Here is a 17,938-nt window from a genome sequence, read left to right on the forward strand (position 1 = left end):
AAAGGAGGGTGGATATGCCAAGAATACCAGATAGTAAGCTTTCAGAAATCAGACAAAGTGTTAATATTATCGATGTAATCGGAGCATATTTGCCTCTAATTAAAAAAGGACAAAATTATGTTGCTGTATGTCCTTTTCATCAAGATAATCATCCATCGATGTCTGTTTCTCAAGAAAGACAAATTTATAAATGCTTTGTTTGTGGAGCTGGTGGAAATGTTTTTATGTTTTTACAAAATTATCTTAAAATCACTTTTCATCAAGCAGTTTTAGAAGTTGCTAAAATGTCAAATATTGATGTTAGTGAATATGAATACAAGGCACCAGTAAAAGAAGTGGCAAAAGAATTGGTTCCTATTTATGATATGTATGAGGATGCAACTAATATTTATCATTATTATTTAAGTACTGATTTAGCGAAGGAAGCTAAAAAGTATTTAACTGATCGTCACATTAGTGATACTGTTATTGATCATTTTAAAATTGGTTATTCATTACCAAAACAATGTCTTGTTCCTGCTTTTGAAAAAAAAGGTTATGACGATATGGATGCATATCGTTCAGGATTAATTGTAGAAGGTAAATATAAACGTGATCGTTTTGTCGATCGGATTATGTTTCCCATTCACAATAGTGAAGGGAAAGTAGTTGCTTTTAGTGGTCGTGTTTTTGATAAAAATAGTGATCAAGCAAAATATATTAATTCTAGTGAATCACAAGTATTTGTGAAAGGGGAAGTGCTTTATAATTATCATCGTTGTATTGATGCAGTAAGGCATGCTAATCATATTTATATTTGTGAAGGTTTTATGGATGTTATTGCATTATATCGAGTTGGAATAAACCAAGCTATTGCAACAATGGGGACAGCTTTTACAAAACGTCATATCCAATTATTAAAACGTCTTACTAAAAATATTCGTTTATGCATGGATGGTGATAATGCTGGACAAACTGCTACATATAAGATGGGTGAGTTATTAAAAAAAGAAGGTTTTGATGTAACGGTTATTAATTTAAGAGATCGTTATGACCCAGATGAAGTATTAGAAAAATATGGCAAAGATGAATTGTTAAGTAACTTAGAATTAACAATGCCATTTCTACAATTTCAATTAAATTATCTTCAAAATAATTGTAATTTTGAAAACTATGATGATAAAAAACAATTTACTACTAGTGCAATGAAACTAATTTCAACATTAGAAGATCCTATTGATTATGAACACTATTTATCAATTGTAATGAAAATAACAGGATTTTCTGCAAGTACATTACAATCTTTAGCACCTTTTGTACAAAAACCTATTATGCAAGATATTGTTTTGCCAGTAATGGCTCCAAGACAAGTTATTAATAAGTATCAAAGGGCAGAAAGAGATTTATTGCATTATATGATGGAAGATAAATTTGTTTGTGATATCTATGTAAAAAAAGTTCAAATAATGCATAATGTGGAATATAACTTAATTGCTAATCTAATTACTTCTTACTATAAACGAAATGGAGTAATGGAAGTTTCTGACTTTATAAATAGTATTGAAAATCAAAGTGCTGTTCAAACTATTTTAGAAGTTTCTCAATTAAATATTCCCTCATTAAGTGAATTTGATACACAACCTGATCAAAAACATAAAATTATTGATGGTTATGTAGAAACTTTAAAAGGATATGGAGCTATGCTCCGTAAAGAAAAAGAAGAAAGTCTATTATTAAATACAAAGAGTACAGAAGAGCAAATTAAGATTTTAGAACAAATATTAACGAATAAAGAGGAATTGTATGAAGCTAATGATGATACAAAACCTAAGATTAATTAAATATAGAAAAGAGGAAAACTATGAAAAAAACAAAAAAAGTAGAAGCTGTTAGTTTTGATGACTTAAAAGCATTAATAGTGGAAGAAGCAAAAAAAGATGGAAATCGTCTTTCTCAAGATTCTTTAGATAATTATTTATCAAATTATGATTTATCAGATGATTTAGCAGAAGAATTATTATCATTTATTAATGATAATAAAATTGATATTAATAATGATATGGATGATATGGATATTGATGATGAAGCTCTACTAATTGATGTTCCTACCATTGGAGAATTAGATTTAGAATTAGATAGCTCTTTAGATGATAATACACCAGATTTAGATTTTGCTGGTGATTTTGATATGATGACTACAGATACAATGGATATGTATCAAACAAAGTCAGATGATATTGAATATGAAGATACACAATTAGGTAGTAATGTAAAAATTAATGATCCTGTTAAAATGTATTTAAAAGAAATTGGTCGTGTTGAGTTATTAACGCAAGATCAAGAAATTGAATTAGCGAAAAAAATTCTTGAAGGAGATACTTTTGCTAAAAAAGAATTAGCTGCAGCAAATTTACGTTTGGTTGTTTCTATTGCAAAGCGTTATGTTGGTAGAGGAATGTTGTTCTTAGATTTAATTCAAGAAGGTAATATGGGGCTTATTAAAGCAGTAGAGAAATTTGATTATACAAAAGGATTTAAGTTTTCAACTTATGCAACATGGTGGATTCGTCAAGCAATTACTAGAGCAATTGCAGATCAAGCAAGAACGATTCGTATACCAGTTCATATGGTAGAAACTATTAACAAATTAACACGTATTCAAAGACAATTAATTCAAGAGTTAGGAAGAGAACCTACTGCTGAAGAAATTGCTGAAAAAATGGATGGAATGACTCCAGAAAAAGTTCGTGAAATTCAAAAAATATCGTTAGAACCAGTTTCATTAGAAACACCAATTGGAGAAGAAGATGATAGTCATTTAGGAGATTTCATTGAAGATGAAGGAGCTATGTCACCTGATGATTATGCTGCTAATGAGTTATTAAAAGATGAATTAAATGATGTATTATTAGAATTAACTGACCGTGAAGAAAAAGTATTACGTCTTCGTTTTGGATTAGATGATGGTAGAAATAGAACGTTAGAAGAAGTGGGAAAAGAGTTTAATGTAACACGTGAGCGTATTAGACAAATTGAAGCAAAAGCTTTACGCAAATTAAAACACCCATCTAGATCAAAACGTCTAAAAGATTTCTTAAATCGCTAATATGAAATTATCAAAAAGGTTACAATTATTAGCTGATGTAATACAAAAACACTTACAGGGAAATACTTTAGCAGATATTGGTAGTGATCATGCTTATTTACCTAGCTATTTAGTAAAAGAAGGTATTATTAAAAAAGCATATGCTTGTGATATCACAGAAGGTCCGATTCAATCTGCCAAAGAAACAATTCATTATTATGGACTTGATGATCAAGTGTTTGCAATCATGGGTCCTGGTTTGTTACCAATCATCCATAAGCATGTTGATATGATTGCTATTGCAGGGATGGGAGCTTATTTGATAAGTGATATTCTGCAAGAACATTTAGATTATGCAAAGAAAGTACCAGTTTTGTTTTTACAACCAAATGCGAATGTCGATCATTTACGTAGTTATCTTTTCCAAAATGGTTTTACCATTATGGATGAAGAAATGGTAAAAGATGGAAATCATATTTATGAAGTATTAGTAGTTAGTTATGCAGGTAATAAAGGGGCAGTTTATAGTGTGAATGATATTGAGTTTGGTCCTGTTTTAAAAAGAGAATGTAGCCCATTATTCAAAGAAAAATGGAGAAAACAATCGGATGTTTATAAAAAGATCCAATCTACTCTACATCAAGAACATCCTAAATATATTGAATTACAAGATAAAATAAAAAGAATAGAAGGTGTTCTAAATGATTGCTAAAGACATCATGAATTACTTAGAAACATATTTTCCACTAGATTTACAATTATCTTTTGATAAATGTGGGTTACAAGTAGGAAATTTAAATCAAGAAGTAGATAAAGTAATGGTTTCCTTAAACTGTGATCAACAAACAATAGATAGTGCAATAGCACAAAATTGTTCAATGCTTATCTCTCATCATCCTTTATTATTAGATAAACACGATGCTATTGATACATCTGTTTCTTTTGGTAAATTTGTTGAAAAAGCAATAAAAAATGATATCGTAGTATGTAGTTTGCATACTTGTTTAGATCGTGGTATGAATGGTATTTCGATGAATGACTGGTTGATTTCTTTATATGATGTGCATCATATAGAATGTTATGATGAAGTTCAAATAGGAAAAAAAGCGATTTTAAAAACACCAATGATGTTTGATGATTTTCTAACTAAAACAAAAGAAGTATTTCAAATTAATACTTTAAAAGTAGCAGGTAGAAAAGATAAATTGATTGAAAGAATTGGTATTTGTGGTGGTAGTGGTAGTGATGAAATAACTGCTTGTAAAGGACAAGTAGATGCTTTTATTACAGGTGATACTAAATATCATCATGGACAATTTGCTTATGAAAACGATATTGTATTCATTGATGTTGGACATCATGTTGAAGTTATTGTTGAAAAAGAGTTAATAAAAATATTAAAAAACTTACCAATTCAAGTATTATCAATGGATAGTCAAGATTATTTTGAATATAAATAGAGTAGCTATTGCTACTTTTTTTATATTTTGTCTAACTAATATTGACATCTACTTGGATATTGCATATAATTAATGCGTGAGGTACTTTAAAATTGTATCGGTAAAACCATCGCAAGGTGGTGACACAAAGCTATAGGGACTCGATGGAGTCAGCCAGTTGCAAATCAGTTTAGAAAACAAGGTTTGCTTTTTTTGTTTTCAAAAAGCTATTTCATCGTTTTACTATATTAAAAGTTAAACTATGAAGCTCCCAACTATCATATTTTAATTTTTAATCCATTTGGAAATGATATGATACTTAGTACATTCAAAATTTCCAATCAAAAAGACTATACCCCCCGGTATAGTCTTTTAAGTGTGCCAGGCATGGTATACATCTAAGTGGTGAAAGTCCACCGTGGGGAATAGTCGCCAACCACTAGTCGAAGTCAAGGGTGTCCATCGTGAGGCGGAATCTGAAGGAAGAATTAGACAAAACTCTGGTCTTAGGAACACGAACTATATCAGGCAGGAGATAAGAGACAAGTGTGCTTAACAACACAAAATCTAACAGACTATGAAGTACTTATCTAATGTAAATATAGAAGATATATGGAGGGAAAGATGTATAGCCTTACCCTGGGAGGTCTCACAAGCGAGAAAGTAGTAACAACGAATTGTGAGAAGTCAGCCGAGGTCGTAGTAGTGAGGAAGTACCTGTAATGGGTATGGAGCAAAGGACTGAACAGATTTATCAGTTAAAGAACTGTCAAATTGCACCGGTATGTGTAACTCGAGGACAAGAGTGAAACTAGAATAGTGAGTAAACAAGAACGGAGGAAAGCTATAAGTCAACATACAGGAAACGAAAGGAAGGGAAGTAACGAAATATGGAAACAGAAAGAAATGAATTACTTAATCAACTGCTTAGTGAAGAAAATATGATAGAAGCATATAAGCAAGTCAAACGAAATAGAGGAGCTAGTGGAATAGATGGTATGGAAGTAACTGAGTTAAAGGAATACCTAGAAGAACACGGCGAAGAAATTAAAGAAGAGATAAGAACAAGGAGATATAAACCTAGTCCGGTAAGAAGGGTAGAAATACCAAAAGAGAATGGTGGAGTAAGATTACTTGGAATACCAACAGTAAAAGATAGAATGGTACAACAAATGATAGTGCAAGTATTAACACCAATCTATGAACCAATATTTAGTGAACATAGCTATGGGTTCAGACCGGGTAGAAACTGTGAAATGGCAATCATAAAAGTGTTAGAGCACATGAATGAAGGATTGCATTGGATAGTAGATATTGACTTAGAGAAATTCTTTGATAATGTTCACCATGATAAACTAATTCGACTAGTGAGTCAACAGGTAAAAGATGGTGATGTAATATCCCTAATTAGAAAATTCCTAAGAAGTGGAATCATGATTGATGACGAATATAAAGAATCAACAATCGGAACGCCACAGGGCGGAAATCTTAGTCCATTATTATCAAATATTATGCTTGATGTGTTGGATAAGGAATTAGAGGCAAGAGGACTTAATTTCGTAAGATATGCAGATGATGTGCAAATATTGGTAGGAAGTCAAAAAGCAGCAAATAGAGTAATAGAGAATGTGAGTAGGTACATAGAAAAGAAACTAGGATTAAAAGTAAATATGACAAAAAGCAAAGTCAACAAACCAGAGGGTACAAAATACCTAGGGTTTGGATTTTACTATGATAAACTTCAAAAGACCTATAAAGCGAAACCACATAAACTTTCTGTAGAAAAACTGAAAAGAAAACTGAAGCAACTTACAAGCCGGAATTGGGGAGTGAGCATGGACTACAGACTACTAAAGATAAAGCAATTGATAGTAGGATGGGTCAACTACTTTAGAATAGCGAGTTTTAAGAAAGTGTGCAAACAAATAGATGCACATACACGGTTTAGACTTAGAATGTGCATATGGAAACGATGGAAAAGAATAGGTACAAAATACAGAGCACTAATAAAACTAGGAGTAAACAAATATAAAGCATGGGAATGGGCGAATAGCAGAAAAGCATACGCACGAGTTGCCATGTCATATATCATGTGTAGAACGGTAACGAACGATAGACTAAAGAAAAGAGGTCTAGTATCACTACTAGACCAGTATCAGTTAAAACATATTTTAGTATAAATTTGAACCGCCGTACACCGAACGGTACATACGGTGGTGTGAGAGGACGATAAATAAATTAATTATTTATCTCCTACTCGATTTTAGCATAATTTATATTTTAACATAGTTTCATATATGCCATCTTCATGACTACAAGCACAAACTTCATCTGCAATTTCTTTTAACTTTTCTTTTGCATTACCCATTGCTATTCCGGTATGACAATATTCAAGCATTTCAATATCATTTAATCCATCACCAAAAGCAAAAGTATTTTCTTTATTAATGCCTAAATAAACAAGCGTATCATGAATAGCTTTTGCTTTATTAATATCTAATAAAGAAAGCTCACCACTATTATTACCAAAGATTGGAACAGTACAATGATGAATTGTAAAATGATTTGAAAACTGTTGTATTATTTTTTCAAAAGAAACATTCGTATTTTCTAAAAAACATATTTTTGTTATATCATTACGTAACATGGTTTGATTCGTTTGTAATGCATTAATAAAATGACTACTTTTTGATTCTTTTCTTTTTTTAGCATCTATATCATGATGATAATCTCCATAAATAAGAAACTCCAGTCTTTCCACTAAATTCTTACTAGCAAACAATCCACCATTTGATTCTAAATAATAATCAAAGTTATACTTTTCAAAATAATCTAGTACATTTAAAACATCCTGTTTTGAAAAACAATGGTGATATAAAACTTCTCCTAGTATTTCAACATATCCACCACCAGCACCTATCAAGCCATCAATACCCAAATCCCAAATAAAGTCATAAACTTCAGGTTTAGAACGACCAGTACATAAAAATACGTAATTCCCTTTTTTTCTAGTTAGAGCAATTGCTTCTTTTGTTTTTTCTCTTATCCTTTCTATTCCATTTTCTTCATAGACAAGGGTACCATCAATATCAAAAAATATTATTTTCTTTTCCATTTTTCTTTTCTCCTATTGTTAGATTAACATAGTTATTCTTATATTTACTTTTTTTTCTTTTTAAGAATTTGAAATTAGTTTTGTGTTTACTAAAAAATAGTGTATCATGTTTTTATGCTTTTTAAGATAGGGGATAAAGTATTTATACTTTAATAAAAAAATGAGAAAAAGAGAAATTAATTTAATAGATGGGGTTATTTGGAAATCTATTTTATTTTTTGCAATGCCATTATTAATTGGTAATTTATTTCAACAAATGTATAGTACCGTTGATTCTTATGTAGTTGGTAATTATGTTGGGACCACGGCACTAGCTTCAGTTGGAGCTAGTACACCAATTATTAATGTGTTAATAGGATTTTTTATGGGACTTTCAGCTGGAGCAGGAGTTGTTATAGCGCAAAGATATGGTGCTAGAAACTTAGAAGGTGTAAAAACAGGGATTCATACAGCAATGGCATTAACCATTTTTATGACCGTTGTTTTAACAATTATTGGTGTTTTTGTTTGTGATGATATTTTACGGTTAATAGCTGTTCCAGATGATATATTTCAAACATCCTATTTATATTTAAAGATATATTTTTTAGGAATTGGTTTTACTTTATTGTATAATCTAGGCTCAGGGGTTTTAAGAGCGTTAGGGGATAGCAAAAGACCTATCTATTTTTTGATTATTGCTAGTATTTTAAATGTTATTTTAGATATTTTATTTGTAAAATATCTAGGAATGGGAGTTGCAGGAGTTGCTATAGCAACAATGATTTCTCAAGCAGTAAGTTCTTTTTTAGTGTTGTTAGTATTACTTAATTTAGATTATGCTATTAGATTAAATATTAAAAAAATAGCTTTTGATTATCCAACACTTATTAAGATGATTAAAATTGGGTTACCGACAGCTATTCAACAAAGTGTTATTTCTTTATCGAATGTAATAGTTCAATCTTATATTAATACATTTGGATCTTATGTAGTAGCAGGATACTCAGCAGGTTTACGTATCGATGGTTTTATTGTGTTACCAGTTCAAAGTATCAATATGTCTATTACAACCTTTGTAGGACAAAATATTGGTGCTAAAAAATATGATCGTGTTAAAAAAGGGGCACGTTGTGCTTTGATAATGTTAGCAATTATTATTTTCGTACTTTGTGTATTTTTATATCTGTTTGGCGAAGCTGCACTTGCCTTGTTTGATAGTACTCCAGAAGTAGTAGCTGCAGGTAGAACATTACAACTTTGTTTTATTCCTTTTTATATTATTTTGCCTATTGTACAAGTATATAGTGGTGTATTATATGGAGCTGGAAAATCTACGATACCAATGTGTTTAACTATTTTTAATTTTGTAATATTAAGACAAATTTATTTATATATTATGGTTCCAATAACGGGATCATTGGCAACCATATTCTATGGTTGGCCCATCACTTGGATTACGTGTGCCATTATGTTTTTAATATATTATCATCGTGTTTCTTGGTTACCCGAAGAATAAAAAAAGCGAATTTCATTATTCGCTTTTTATAAGTGTGCCAGGCATGGTATACATCTAAGTGGTGAAAGTCCACCGTGGGGGAATAGTCGCCAACCACTAGTCGAAGTCAAGGGTGTCCATCGTGAGGCGGAATCTGAAGGAAGAATTAGACAAAACTCTGGTCTTAGGAACACGAACTATATCAGGCAGGAGATAAGAGACAAGTGTGCTTAACAACACAAAATCTAACAGACTATGAAGTACTTATCTAATGTAAATATAGAAGATATATGGAGGGAAAGATGTATAGCCTTACCCTGGGAGGTCTCACAAGCGAGAAAGTAGTAACAACGAATTGTGAGAAGTCAGCCGAGGTCGTAGTAGTGAGGAAGTACCTGTAATGGGTATGGAGCAAAGGACTGAACAGATTTATCAGTTAAAGAACTGTCAAATTGCACCGGTATGTGTAACTCGAGGACAAGAGTGAAACTAGAATAGTGAGTAAACAAGAACGGAGGAAAGCTATAAGTCAACATACAGGAAACGAAAGGAAGGGAAGTAACGAAATATGGAAACAGAAAGAAATGAATTACTTAATCAACTGCTTAGTGAAGAAAATATGATAGAAGCATATAAGCAAGTCAAACGAAATAGAGGAGCTAGTGGAATAGATGGTATGGAAGTAACTGAGTTAAAGGAATACCTAGAAGAACACGGCGAAGAAATTAAAGAAGAGATAAGAACAAGGAGATATAAACCTAGTCCGGTAAGAAGGGTAGAAATACCAAAAGAGAATGGTGGAGTAAGATTACTTGGAATACCAACAGTAAAAGATAGAATGGTACAACAAATGATAGTGCAAGTATTAACACCAATCTATGAACCAATATTTAGTGAACATAGCTATGGGTTCAGACCGGGTAGAAACTGTGAAATGGCAATCATAAAAGTGTTAGAGCACATGAATGAAGGATTGCATTGGATAGTAGATATTGACTTAGAGAAATTCTTTGATAATGTTCATCATGATAAACTAATTCGACTAGTGAGTCAACAGGTAAAAGATGGTGATGTAATATCTCTAATTAGAAAATTCCTAAGAAGTGGAATCATGATTGATGACGAATATAAAGAATCAACAATCGGAACGCCACAGGGCGGAAATCTTAGTCCATTATTATCAAATATTATGCTTGATGTGTTGGACAAAGAATTAGAGGCAAGAGGACTTAATTTCGTAAGATATGCTGATGATGTGCAAATATTGGTAGGAAGTCAAAAAGCAGCAAATAGAGTAATAGAGAATGTGAGTAGGTACATAGAAAAGAAATTAGGGCTAAAAGTAAATATGACAAAAAGCAAAGTCAACAGGCCAGAGGATACAAAATACCTAGGGTTTGGATTTTACTATGATAAACTTCAAAAGACCTATAAAGCGAAGCCACATAAACTTTCTGTAGAAAAACTGAAAAGAAAACTGAAACAACTTACAAGCCGAAATTGGGGAGTGAGTATGGATTACAGACTACTAAAGATAAAGCAATTGATAGTAGGATGGGTCAACTACTTTAAAATAGCGAGTTTTAAGAAAGTGTGCAAACAAATAGATGCACATACACGGTTTAGACTTAGAATGTGCATATGGAAACGATGGAAAAGAATAGGTACAAAATATAGAGCACTAATAAAACTAGGAGTAAACAAATATAAAGCATGGGAATGGGCGAATAGTAGAAAAGCATACGCACGAGTTGCCATGTCATATATCATGTGTAGAACGGTAACGAACGCTAGACTAAAGAAAAGAGGTCTAGTATCACTACTAGACCAGTATCAGTTAAAACATATTTTAGTATAAATTTGAACCGCCGTACACCGAACGGTACATACGGTGGTGTGAGAGGACGATAAATAAATTAATTATTTATCTCCTACTCGATTATTTGAGACATATCGATAGAAGGAAGAACATGCGTACTAGCATCTTTGGCATCATATTGTTTTAAATATTCAACAACTTGATGCGTTAAATAAGTAGGGGTTGAAGCACCAGAACTAACAGCCGCATACTTTTTGTTTGCTAACATACTTGGTTCAATCTCTAATACATGTTCTATCATATAGACATCTTTTTTTGTTTTTTCTTTCGCTATGCTTGCAAGCTTTTTTGTATTGTTGGAATGAGGATCACCAACAATAAAAATAACATCGACAGCATTTTCTATATTTGCAATCGCTTCTTGACGGACTTGCGTTGCATTACAAGTTTCCTTAGCAATAGTTACATCTTCAAAATAATCTTTCGCATCCTCACATAAATGATAAACATCAAATAAGGACATTGTTGTTTGATTAGTAATAACATACTTTTTGGTTTTATCAAGTTTATTAAAGTCATCACTTTTTTCAATTAAATGAACTTTATTTGTATCAATTGATAATGAACCTTGTGATTCAGGATGATTTTGTTTACCAATATATAAAATCTCATAATCTTTTTCTAAATATTCTTTTATCAAATGATGAGTTTTAATAACATCAGGACATGTTGCATCAACAACACGAAACCCTTTCTTCTGGGCATTATCAAAAACTTCTTGACTTGCACCATGTGCAGTAATAATTAATGTTTCACAATCAACTTCTTCTAATAAAGCCAATCTATCTAATGTAGGATTTTCAAATGTTTTTATACCTAGTTGGTCTAAAGCTTTGACAATAAACTGATTATGTACAATCATTCCTAGAATAGCAACATTGTTATTTGTTTTTCCTTCTTTTTTTGCTAGATTAATTGCACGAACGACACCTTTACAATATCCTCTAGGAACAATAGGTAATACTTTCATATACTTGTCAATAATCTTACGATTATTTCTCCTTTCCAATAAGTTATAGCCATTATACCATATTTTCAAATAGTTCTCCTTGTTTTTCTTGTGATTTTGTTGTTACTATTTCCTCTTCTATTTCCTCGGCTAATGCTTCATCAATAATAGATAAATCAATATCATCGATTGTGTGTAAAGCTCTTAGTAAAGTAATTGCATTCCTAGCATTATTAATTAATGGACTCACTTGATTTATAATAGGAATAACTTGATTAACAGTTCGAACTGTTTTTGTTGTTGTTTGTATCATATTTGATAAACCAAATTTTTGATTCATATTTGTTAAAGGATTACTTCTTTGCATAGATTGGTTAGGGTAATATGGATAGTAGTTCATAGGATAGGGGTAATTATTGTTATTTTGTTGTTGCATATTTTCATCTCCTAATAATAGTATATGTTATCTCTTAATATATGTTCTTGACAAATGACTTAATTTATGGTTAAGTTAATAGGCTATGCATTATGCTTGAAAAAAAAGAAAAGAATGGTAAAATGAAGTAAATTGCCAATAATAAAGAAAAGGAGAAAAACGAAATGAGTACTTTTCAACAGTTTAAATTAAAAGAATTTTGTAATCAAGTTATTAAAGAAAAGGGGTTTAATACACCAACTCCAATTCAAGAAAAAGTAATTCCGTTAGTATCGAAAAGAAGTGATATTATTGGTATATCTCAAACAGGTACAGGAAAGACACATGCTTTCTTATTACCAATTATGAATCAAATTGATACATCTAATAAAACAGTACAGGCTGTTATTACTGCACCAACAAGAGAACTAGCAAATCAAATTTATGAACAAGCTAAAATTTTTAGCAAATATAATGAGGAATTATCTGTATCACTCATTGTAGGTGGTAGTGATCGTCAAAAAGCAGTTAATAAATTAACCAACCAACCACACGTAGTAATTGGTACACCTGGAAGAATTAAAGATTTATCTTTAGATCAACAAGCTTTACAAATTACAACAGCTTCTATTTTAGTAATTGATGAAGCAGATATGACTTTAGAATATGGTTATTTAGAAGATATTGATGCAGTTGCTGGTAAAATGAAAGATAATCTACAGATGATGATTTTTTCTGCTACCATTCCACAATTATTAAGACCCTTTTTAAAGAAATATATGCAATCTCCTATCACTATTGAGATTGATGAACATATTCCAGTTACTCAAAATGTAGAACATATTTTATTAGCTACAAAACATAAAAATCGTTATAGTGTTTTAAAATCAATTATGGATAGTATTGATCCATATATTTGTATTATATTTTGTAATCGTCGTGAGGAAGTTGTTGAAACAGCAAAGAAATTACGTGAAGATGGTTATAAAGTAGGAGAAATTCATGGTGATTTAGAACCAAGAGAAAGAAAACAAATGATGAGACGTATTAAAAATGCGGAATATCAGTATATTGTTGGAACGGATATTGCTGCTAGAGGAATTGATATAGATGGTGTAAGCCATGTTATTAATATGTCATTACCTAGTGAAATAGATTTCTATATTCACCGTAGTGGTCGTAGTGGTAGAGCAAATTATACAGGTGTTTGTTACACAATGTATGATACATCAGAAGAAGAAAAAATCATTTCACTAGAAAAGAAATCAATTGAATTTAAAACAGTTGCTATTCGTAATGGTGAATTTGTAGACTTAGGTCAACGTGAAAAACGTAAAAAACGTATTCAACATCAAACAGATTTAGAGAAAAAAGTACAAGCAATTGTACGTAAACCTGCAAAAGTAAAACCAGGATATAAAAAGAAAAGAAAATGGGAAGTTGATAAAGTTGTTCGTAAACAAAAACGTGCAATGATTCAAAATGATATTCGTCGTCAAAAGAAAGAAAGAAGCAAATTAGCACAAGCTGAAAAAAGACGTAAAGAAGAGGGAGAATAAAGATGATAATCGGAAGTCATGTATCCATGTCTGGAAAAGACATGTTATTAGGTTCAGTAAAAGAAGCTGTTAGTTATGGAGCAACTACTTTTATGTTTTATACTGGGGCACCACAAAATACAGCACGTAAAGCAATAGACCAATTAAAAGTAGAAGAAGCAAAACAATGTATGATAGAAAATAACATTGATATTGATAACATTGTTGTTCATGCACCTTATATTATTAATCTAGCAAACACGACAAAACCAGAGACTTTCGAATTAGCAGTAAGCTTTTTAAGACAAGAAATAGATCGTTGTAATCAAATTGGTGCTACTAAATTAGTACTACACCCAGGTAGTCATGTCCAAGCAGGTGAAGAAATTGGATTACATCGAGTTGTAGAAGGTCTTGATTTAGCATTAGATAATATTGGTAACTTAAAGATTTGTTTAGAAACAATGGCCGGTAAAGGTAGTGAAGTAGGAAGAGACTTAAAACAATTAGCGTATATTATTCATAATTGTAAATATTCAAATAGTTTAGCTGTTTGTATCGACACATGTCATTTACATGATTCAGGTGTTGATTTAACAAAGATTGATGAATATCTAGCTGATTTTGATAGAATCATTGGACTAGAACGTCTATTAGTAGTTCATGTTAATGATTCTAAAAATGAATTAGGTGCTAGTAAAGATCGTCATGAAAATATTGGATTTGGACATATTGGATTTGAAACATTGAATAAAATAGTGCATCATCCATTATTAAAAGACGTACCTAAAATACTAGAAACACCCTATATTAACAAATTACCTCCTTATCGTTATGAAATAGAAATGTTTTTAAATCATACACATGATCCATTATTAAAAGATAAATTATCAAAATAGTAGCTAATAGCTACTATTTTTTCTTTACATCGGTACATATTTAATTCACACTAAAAAGGTATAGTATGAAAAAATGTGATTTGCTAAAGAATAATATCGATTTAAGATGACAAATGAGAAATCTTGGTAATTCAATTTTGAGTAGATCATAATAACCTAGCAGGAAGTCCGCTCCTTTAGGGGTGGGAGTTTCAGGAATAAAGGAGAGTGGAAGTAAGAGGATAGTATGATACTTATCTATTGTGCAAAAATAATAGGTCAGTATTTAATATATAAAGACAATTTATTCCATGATAGAACAAAAAAGAATCATACGGAATATTTGTTAGAAGGGGTGTGTAATGTGTTGAAAAAATATTTATTTATTATTTTCTCTTTTCTATTATGTTTATTGTCATTAGGGAAGATACAAGCAGTTGCTTTTAATGAACCAACAGTAGTAAAGGTAGGGTATAGTGAGGTAACTGGTTTTGTTAATGATCCAATCATTAGTGGTAGAGAAGGATACGGTTATGAGTATTTTAATAAAATTGCTGAATATTTAGACGGAGATTATATTTTTGAATATGTCATGTGCAAGGAAGATACTATTTTAGATATGTTAGAAAGTGGAGTTATTGATATTGCTACTCCTTATTTTAAAGAACAAATTAATGAACAAGATTTTCTTGTTAGTTCTAATGATTTTGGAGAAAATATTGCTTTTTTATGTACTACCAATGAAGAGATAGTAGATATTACTAGTTTAGATGGTAGTACAATAGGAGTATATAAAGGAGATCCTAATATTTCATTAATTGATGAGTTATTAACAACTTATGGTTATCAAGCAAATATAGTGCTTTTTGATCAATATGATTATTATAAAGACTTAGATAATAACCAATGTGATTACTGTTTAGTTTATTCTATGTCTCCAAATATGAACTTAGAAATAGTAATGAAATTAGAAGCATTTCCTTTTTATTTTATAACTACAAATGAAAACCAAGAATTAATGAATGATCTAAATGATGCAATGAAAAATATAAAAAGCTATGAGTTTTTATATCAAGAACAGTTATATTTAAAATATTATCAATACCAAATAAGTACTAACACTTATATTTCTGATCAGGAATTAGCGTTACTACAGGCAGAGAGTTCTTATTGTGTTGGGATACATCTTTTACATAGTCCTTTTTCTTATTTAGATAGTGAAGGACAATTACAAGGGATTGTTGTTGATTTTTTAGAATTGCTTGAAGATAAGGCTGGGGTTCATTTTGATAAGTACATCATTGAAGGAAATGATACGACAATGTATGATTTTACGATGTTATATTCCAATGAAGATGTCTTATTAAATAGTGGATTAAGTTATTCTTTTTTAGAACAACCTTTGGTTTTATTAGAAAATAGTGGTGAGAGAGTTAATAATTATGTAGGATCATTATCTTATTATGGAGTTGATCCACAATATTTACAACTTGAATTTGGTAGTGAAAATATAATAGTATATGAAAATTTAGCTAGTATGCAAGAGGCGTATGAAGAAAATCAAATCCAAGAAATGATTTTAACATCATCAGCACTTAGTTATATTAATTCATCAGTAGATAGTCAAAATTATTATATAAATCCTTTGGATATGTCTATTAGTTTTTCTATTGATTTTTCTAGTTCAATGAGTAATACAAGTATTCATAGTTTTAATAAGTTAATTGCTTCTATCGATGATGATATGATGGAGTATATTGTTTTAAAACATTCTTATGCTCTAACTAATTCTTTTTCTTTAGTAACGTATTTACAAGATAATCCATTATATGTGATGGCTTTATTTGCTTTGATAGTTGTTGTCTATTTTATTTTTGAACTAAATAAAAGAAAAGAATTATTAAATGCAATCTATTTTGATAAACTAACAGGTCTATACTCACTAGAAGGTTTTAGACATGTTTTAAAAACAAGAATGAATCAAAAGAAAAATAATCATTATTATTTAGTATCAATTGATATTGATAATTTCAAATATATTAATGAGTTGTGGGGATTTGAAACAGGTACAAAAGTTATCAAAAAGAATGCTTCATTTATTAAAGATAAGTTACAGAAATCAGATGTAATAGCACGAATTAGAGGAGATCAGTTTATTATCTTATTACAAAGAGAGAATGGTCTTTTATTAGATAGTAATATTATAATAAAAGATAGTACTATCTTCGATGACTTAGAAAAAATGATAGGAGAAAATTTTGTTTTTTCTTATAGTGTTGGGGTGTATGAAATTCAAAATTGTAAATTAGATACAAATTTTATGATTGATTGTGTTGATTTTGCACGTAACAAAGGAAAAGCGTTTAGTGAAGATACTGTTTTTTATTTTGATAATGAAGTATTGGATGAAAGAACAAAGAATGCCCAAATAATAACAAGTATGAATTATGCTATTCAAGAAAAAGAGTTTATTTTATATTATCAACCAAAGGTTGATTTACATACAAATAAGATAGTAGGGGCTGAAGCATTAGTTCGTTGGTATAAAAATAATGCTTATATTTTACCTTCTAATTTCATACCTATTTTTGAGAAAAATGGTTTTATTGAAAAACTTGATTATTATATATTTGAAACTGTTTGTCAATTTATTGTAGCAAATAAGGATATTGATTTACCAATTATTTCTATTAATATGTCTGGATTTACCATTACCAAAGGAAATGTTTTATCAAAATTAAAAAGTATTCTAACCAAATATGATGTATCTCCTAATAAAATAGATATTGAATTAACAGAGACTGCATTTATTGATAATGGAGATATTGTTATTAATACTTTGAATGAATTAAGGAATTATGGTTTTACTGTTTCGATGGATGACTTTGGGGCAGGTTTATCTTCGTTAACAAGGTTAAAGAGTATTACCATTGATACTTTAAAAATAGATCGTGAGTTAATTGTAGAAAATAAAACAAATCATAAAGGAACTAGTATTTTGAAAAATATTCTTTCCTTAGCAAAAGATATTCAAGTTACTACTGTTGGTGAAGGTATTGAGACATTTGAACAATTAGAGTTATTAAAATCTTTAGGATGTGATATTGGACAAGGATATTATTTTTATAGGCCTTTATGTGAAGATGATTTTAAAAAAGAATTGCAGCAATAAAAAAAGAAGATT

Annotated in this window: 13 protein-coding genes and 1 riboswitch; of the genes, 10 read left to right on the forward strand and 3 right to left on the reverse strand. The window is 30.3% G+C overall.

Features of this window, described 5'->3' with window-relative positions; all coding sequences use genetic code 11:
• The first annotated feature begins 14 nt into the window (after positions 1-14).
• From dnaG to ltrA (LRR82_RS04125), 5 genes are all read left to right on the forward strand, one after another.
• The gene (dnaG, locus tag LRR82_RS04105; RefSeq protein WP_249030258.1) at positions 15-1,820 is read left to right on the forward strand and encodes a DNA primase; all 1,806 of its coding nucleotides are present in this window, start codon (positions 15-17) and stop codon (positions 1,818-1,820) included.
• A gap of 20 nt (positions 1,821-1,840) precedes the next feature.
• Positions 1,841-3,085: an RNA polymerase sigma factor RpoD gene (gene rpoD / locus LRR82_RS04110; protein WP_249030259.1), complete on the forward strand. Its 1,245-nt coding sequence runs from the start codon at positions 1,841-1,843 to the stop codon at positions 3,083-3,085.
• A gap of 1 nt (position 3,086) precedes the next feature.
• Complete coding sequence (locus LRR82_RS04115) at positions 3,087-3,776, forward strand: tRNA (adenine(22)-N(1))-methyltransferase (RefSeq protein ID WP_249030260.1); 690 nt, start codon at positions 3,087-3,089, stop codon at positions 3,774-3,776.
• Complete coding sequence (locus LRR82_RS04120; RefSeq protein ID WP_249030261.1) at positions 3,766-4,524, forward strand: Nif3-like dinuclear metal center hexameric protein; 759 nt, start codon at positions 3,766-3,768, stop codon at positions 4,522-4,524. The genes LRR82_RS04115 and LRR82_RS04120 overlap by 11 nt, the downstream gene beginning before the upstream one ends.
• Positions 4,525-4,613: 89 nt before the next feature.
• A riboswitch (cyclic di-GMP riboswitch) is annotated at positions 4,614-4,689 on the forward strand.
• A gap of 704 nt (positions 4,690-5,393) precedes the next feature.
• The gene (gene ltrA / locus LRR82_RS04125) at positions 5,394-6,683 is read left to right on the forward strand and encodes a group II intron reverse transcriptase/maturase (protein ID WP_249030089.1); all 1,290 of its coding nucleotides are present in this window, start codon (positions 5,394-5,396) and stop codon (positions 6,681-6,683) included.
• Between the two features lie 83 nt (positions 6,684-6,766).
• Here ltrA (LRR82_RS04125) and LRR82_RS04130 read toward each other — a convergent pair whose 3' ends face one another.
• Positions 6,767-7,618: a Cof-type HAD-IIB family hydrolase gene (locus tag LRR82_RS04130; protein WP_249030262.1), complete on the reverse strand. Its 852-nt coding sequence runs from the start codon at positions 7,616-7,618 to the stop codon at positions 6,767-6,769.
• A gap of 160 nt (positions 7,619-7,778) precedes the next feature.
• On the opposite strand from LRR82_RS04130, the gene LRR82_RS04135 reads away from it, so the two are divergent.
• Entirely contained in the window at positions 7,779-9,116 is a 1,338-nt protein-coding gene (locus tag LRR82_RS04135; protein WP_249030263.1) for an MATE family efflux transporter, read from the forward strand.
• A 547-nt stretch (positions 9,117-9,663) separates the two neighbouring features.
• The gene (ltrA, locus tag LRR82_RS04140) at positions 9,664-10,953 is read left to right on the forward strand and encodes a group II intron reverse transcriptase/maturase (protein WP_249030264.1); all 1,290 of its coding nucleotides are present in this window, start codon (positions 9,664-9,666) and stop codon (positions 10,951-10,953) included.
• A 73-nt stretch (positions 10,954-11,026) separates the two neighbouring features.
• Here ltrA (LRR82_RS04140) and LRR82_RS04145 read toward each other — a convergent pair whose 3' ends face one another.
• Entirely contained in the window at positions 11,027-12,013 is a 987-nt protein-coding gene (locus LRR82_RS04145; protein ID WP_249030265.1) for a 4-hydroxy-3-methylbut-2-enyl diphosphate reductase, read from the reverse strand.
• Complete coding sequence (locus LRR82_RS04150; protein WP_249030266.1) at positions 11,997-12,359, reverse strand: YqfQ family protein; 363 nt, start codon at positions 12,357-12,359, stop codon at positions 11,997-11,999. Before LRR82_RS04150 ends, LRR82_RS04145 begins: the two co-directional genes overlap by 17 nt.
• A 164-nt stretch (positions 12,360-12,523) precedes the next feature.
• Between LRR82_RS04150 and LRR82_RS04155 the strand changes: the two genes are divergently transcribed.
• The 3 genes from LRR82_RS04155 to LRR82_RS04165 all read left to right on the forward strand — a co-directional run bounded on the left by LRR82_RS04155 (position 12,524) and on the right by LRR82_RS04165 (position 17,926).
• Positions 12,524-13,897: a DEAD/DEAH box helicase gene (locus tag LRR82_RS04155; protein ID WP_249030267.1), complete on the forward strand. Its 1,374-nt coding sequence runs from the start codon at positions 12,524-12,526 to the stop codon at positions 13,895-13,897.
• Between the two features lie 2 nt (positions 13,898-13,899).
• Positions 13,900-14,775, forward strand: a complete 876-nt coding sequence (locus LRR82_RS04160; protein WP_249030268.1) for a deoxyribonuclease IV — start codon at positions 13,900-13,902, stop codon at positions 14,773-14,775.
• Positions 14,776-15,001: 226 nt separating this feature from the next.
• Positions 15,002-17,926 carry an EAL domain-containing protein gene (locus tag LRR82_RS04165; RefSeq protein ID WP_249030269.1) on the forward strand — a complete coding sequence of 975 codons (2,925 nt, stop codon included), beginning with the start codon at positions 15,002-15,004 and terminating at the stop codon, positions 17,924-17,926.
• The last annotated feature ends 12 nt before the right edge of the window (positions 17,927-17,938 follow it).

Origin of the sequence: Tannockella kyphosi, assembly GCF_021054785.1 — a bacterium.
Classification (GTDB): Bacteria; Bacillota_I; Bacilli_A; order Erysipelotrichales; family Coprobacillaceae; genus Tannockella; species Tannockella kyphosi.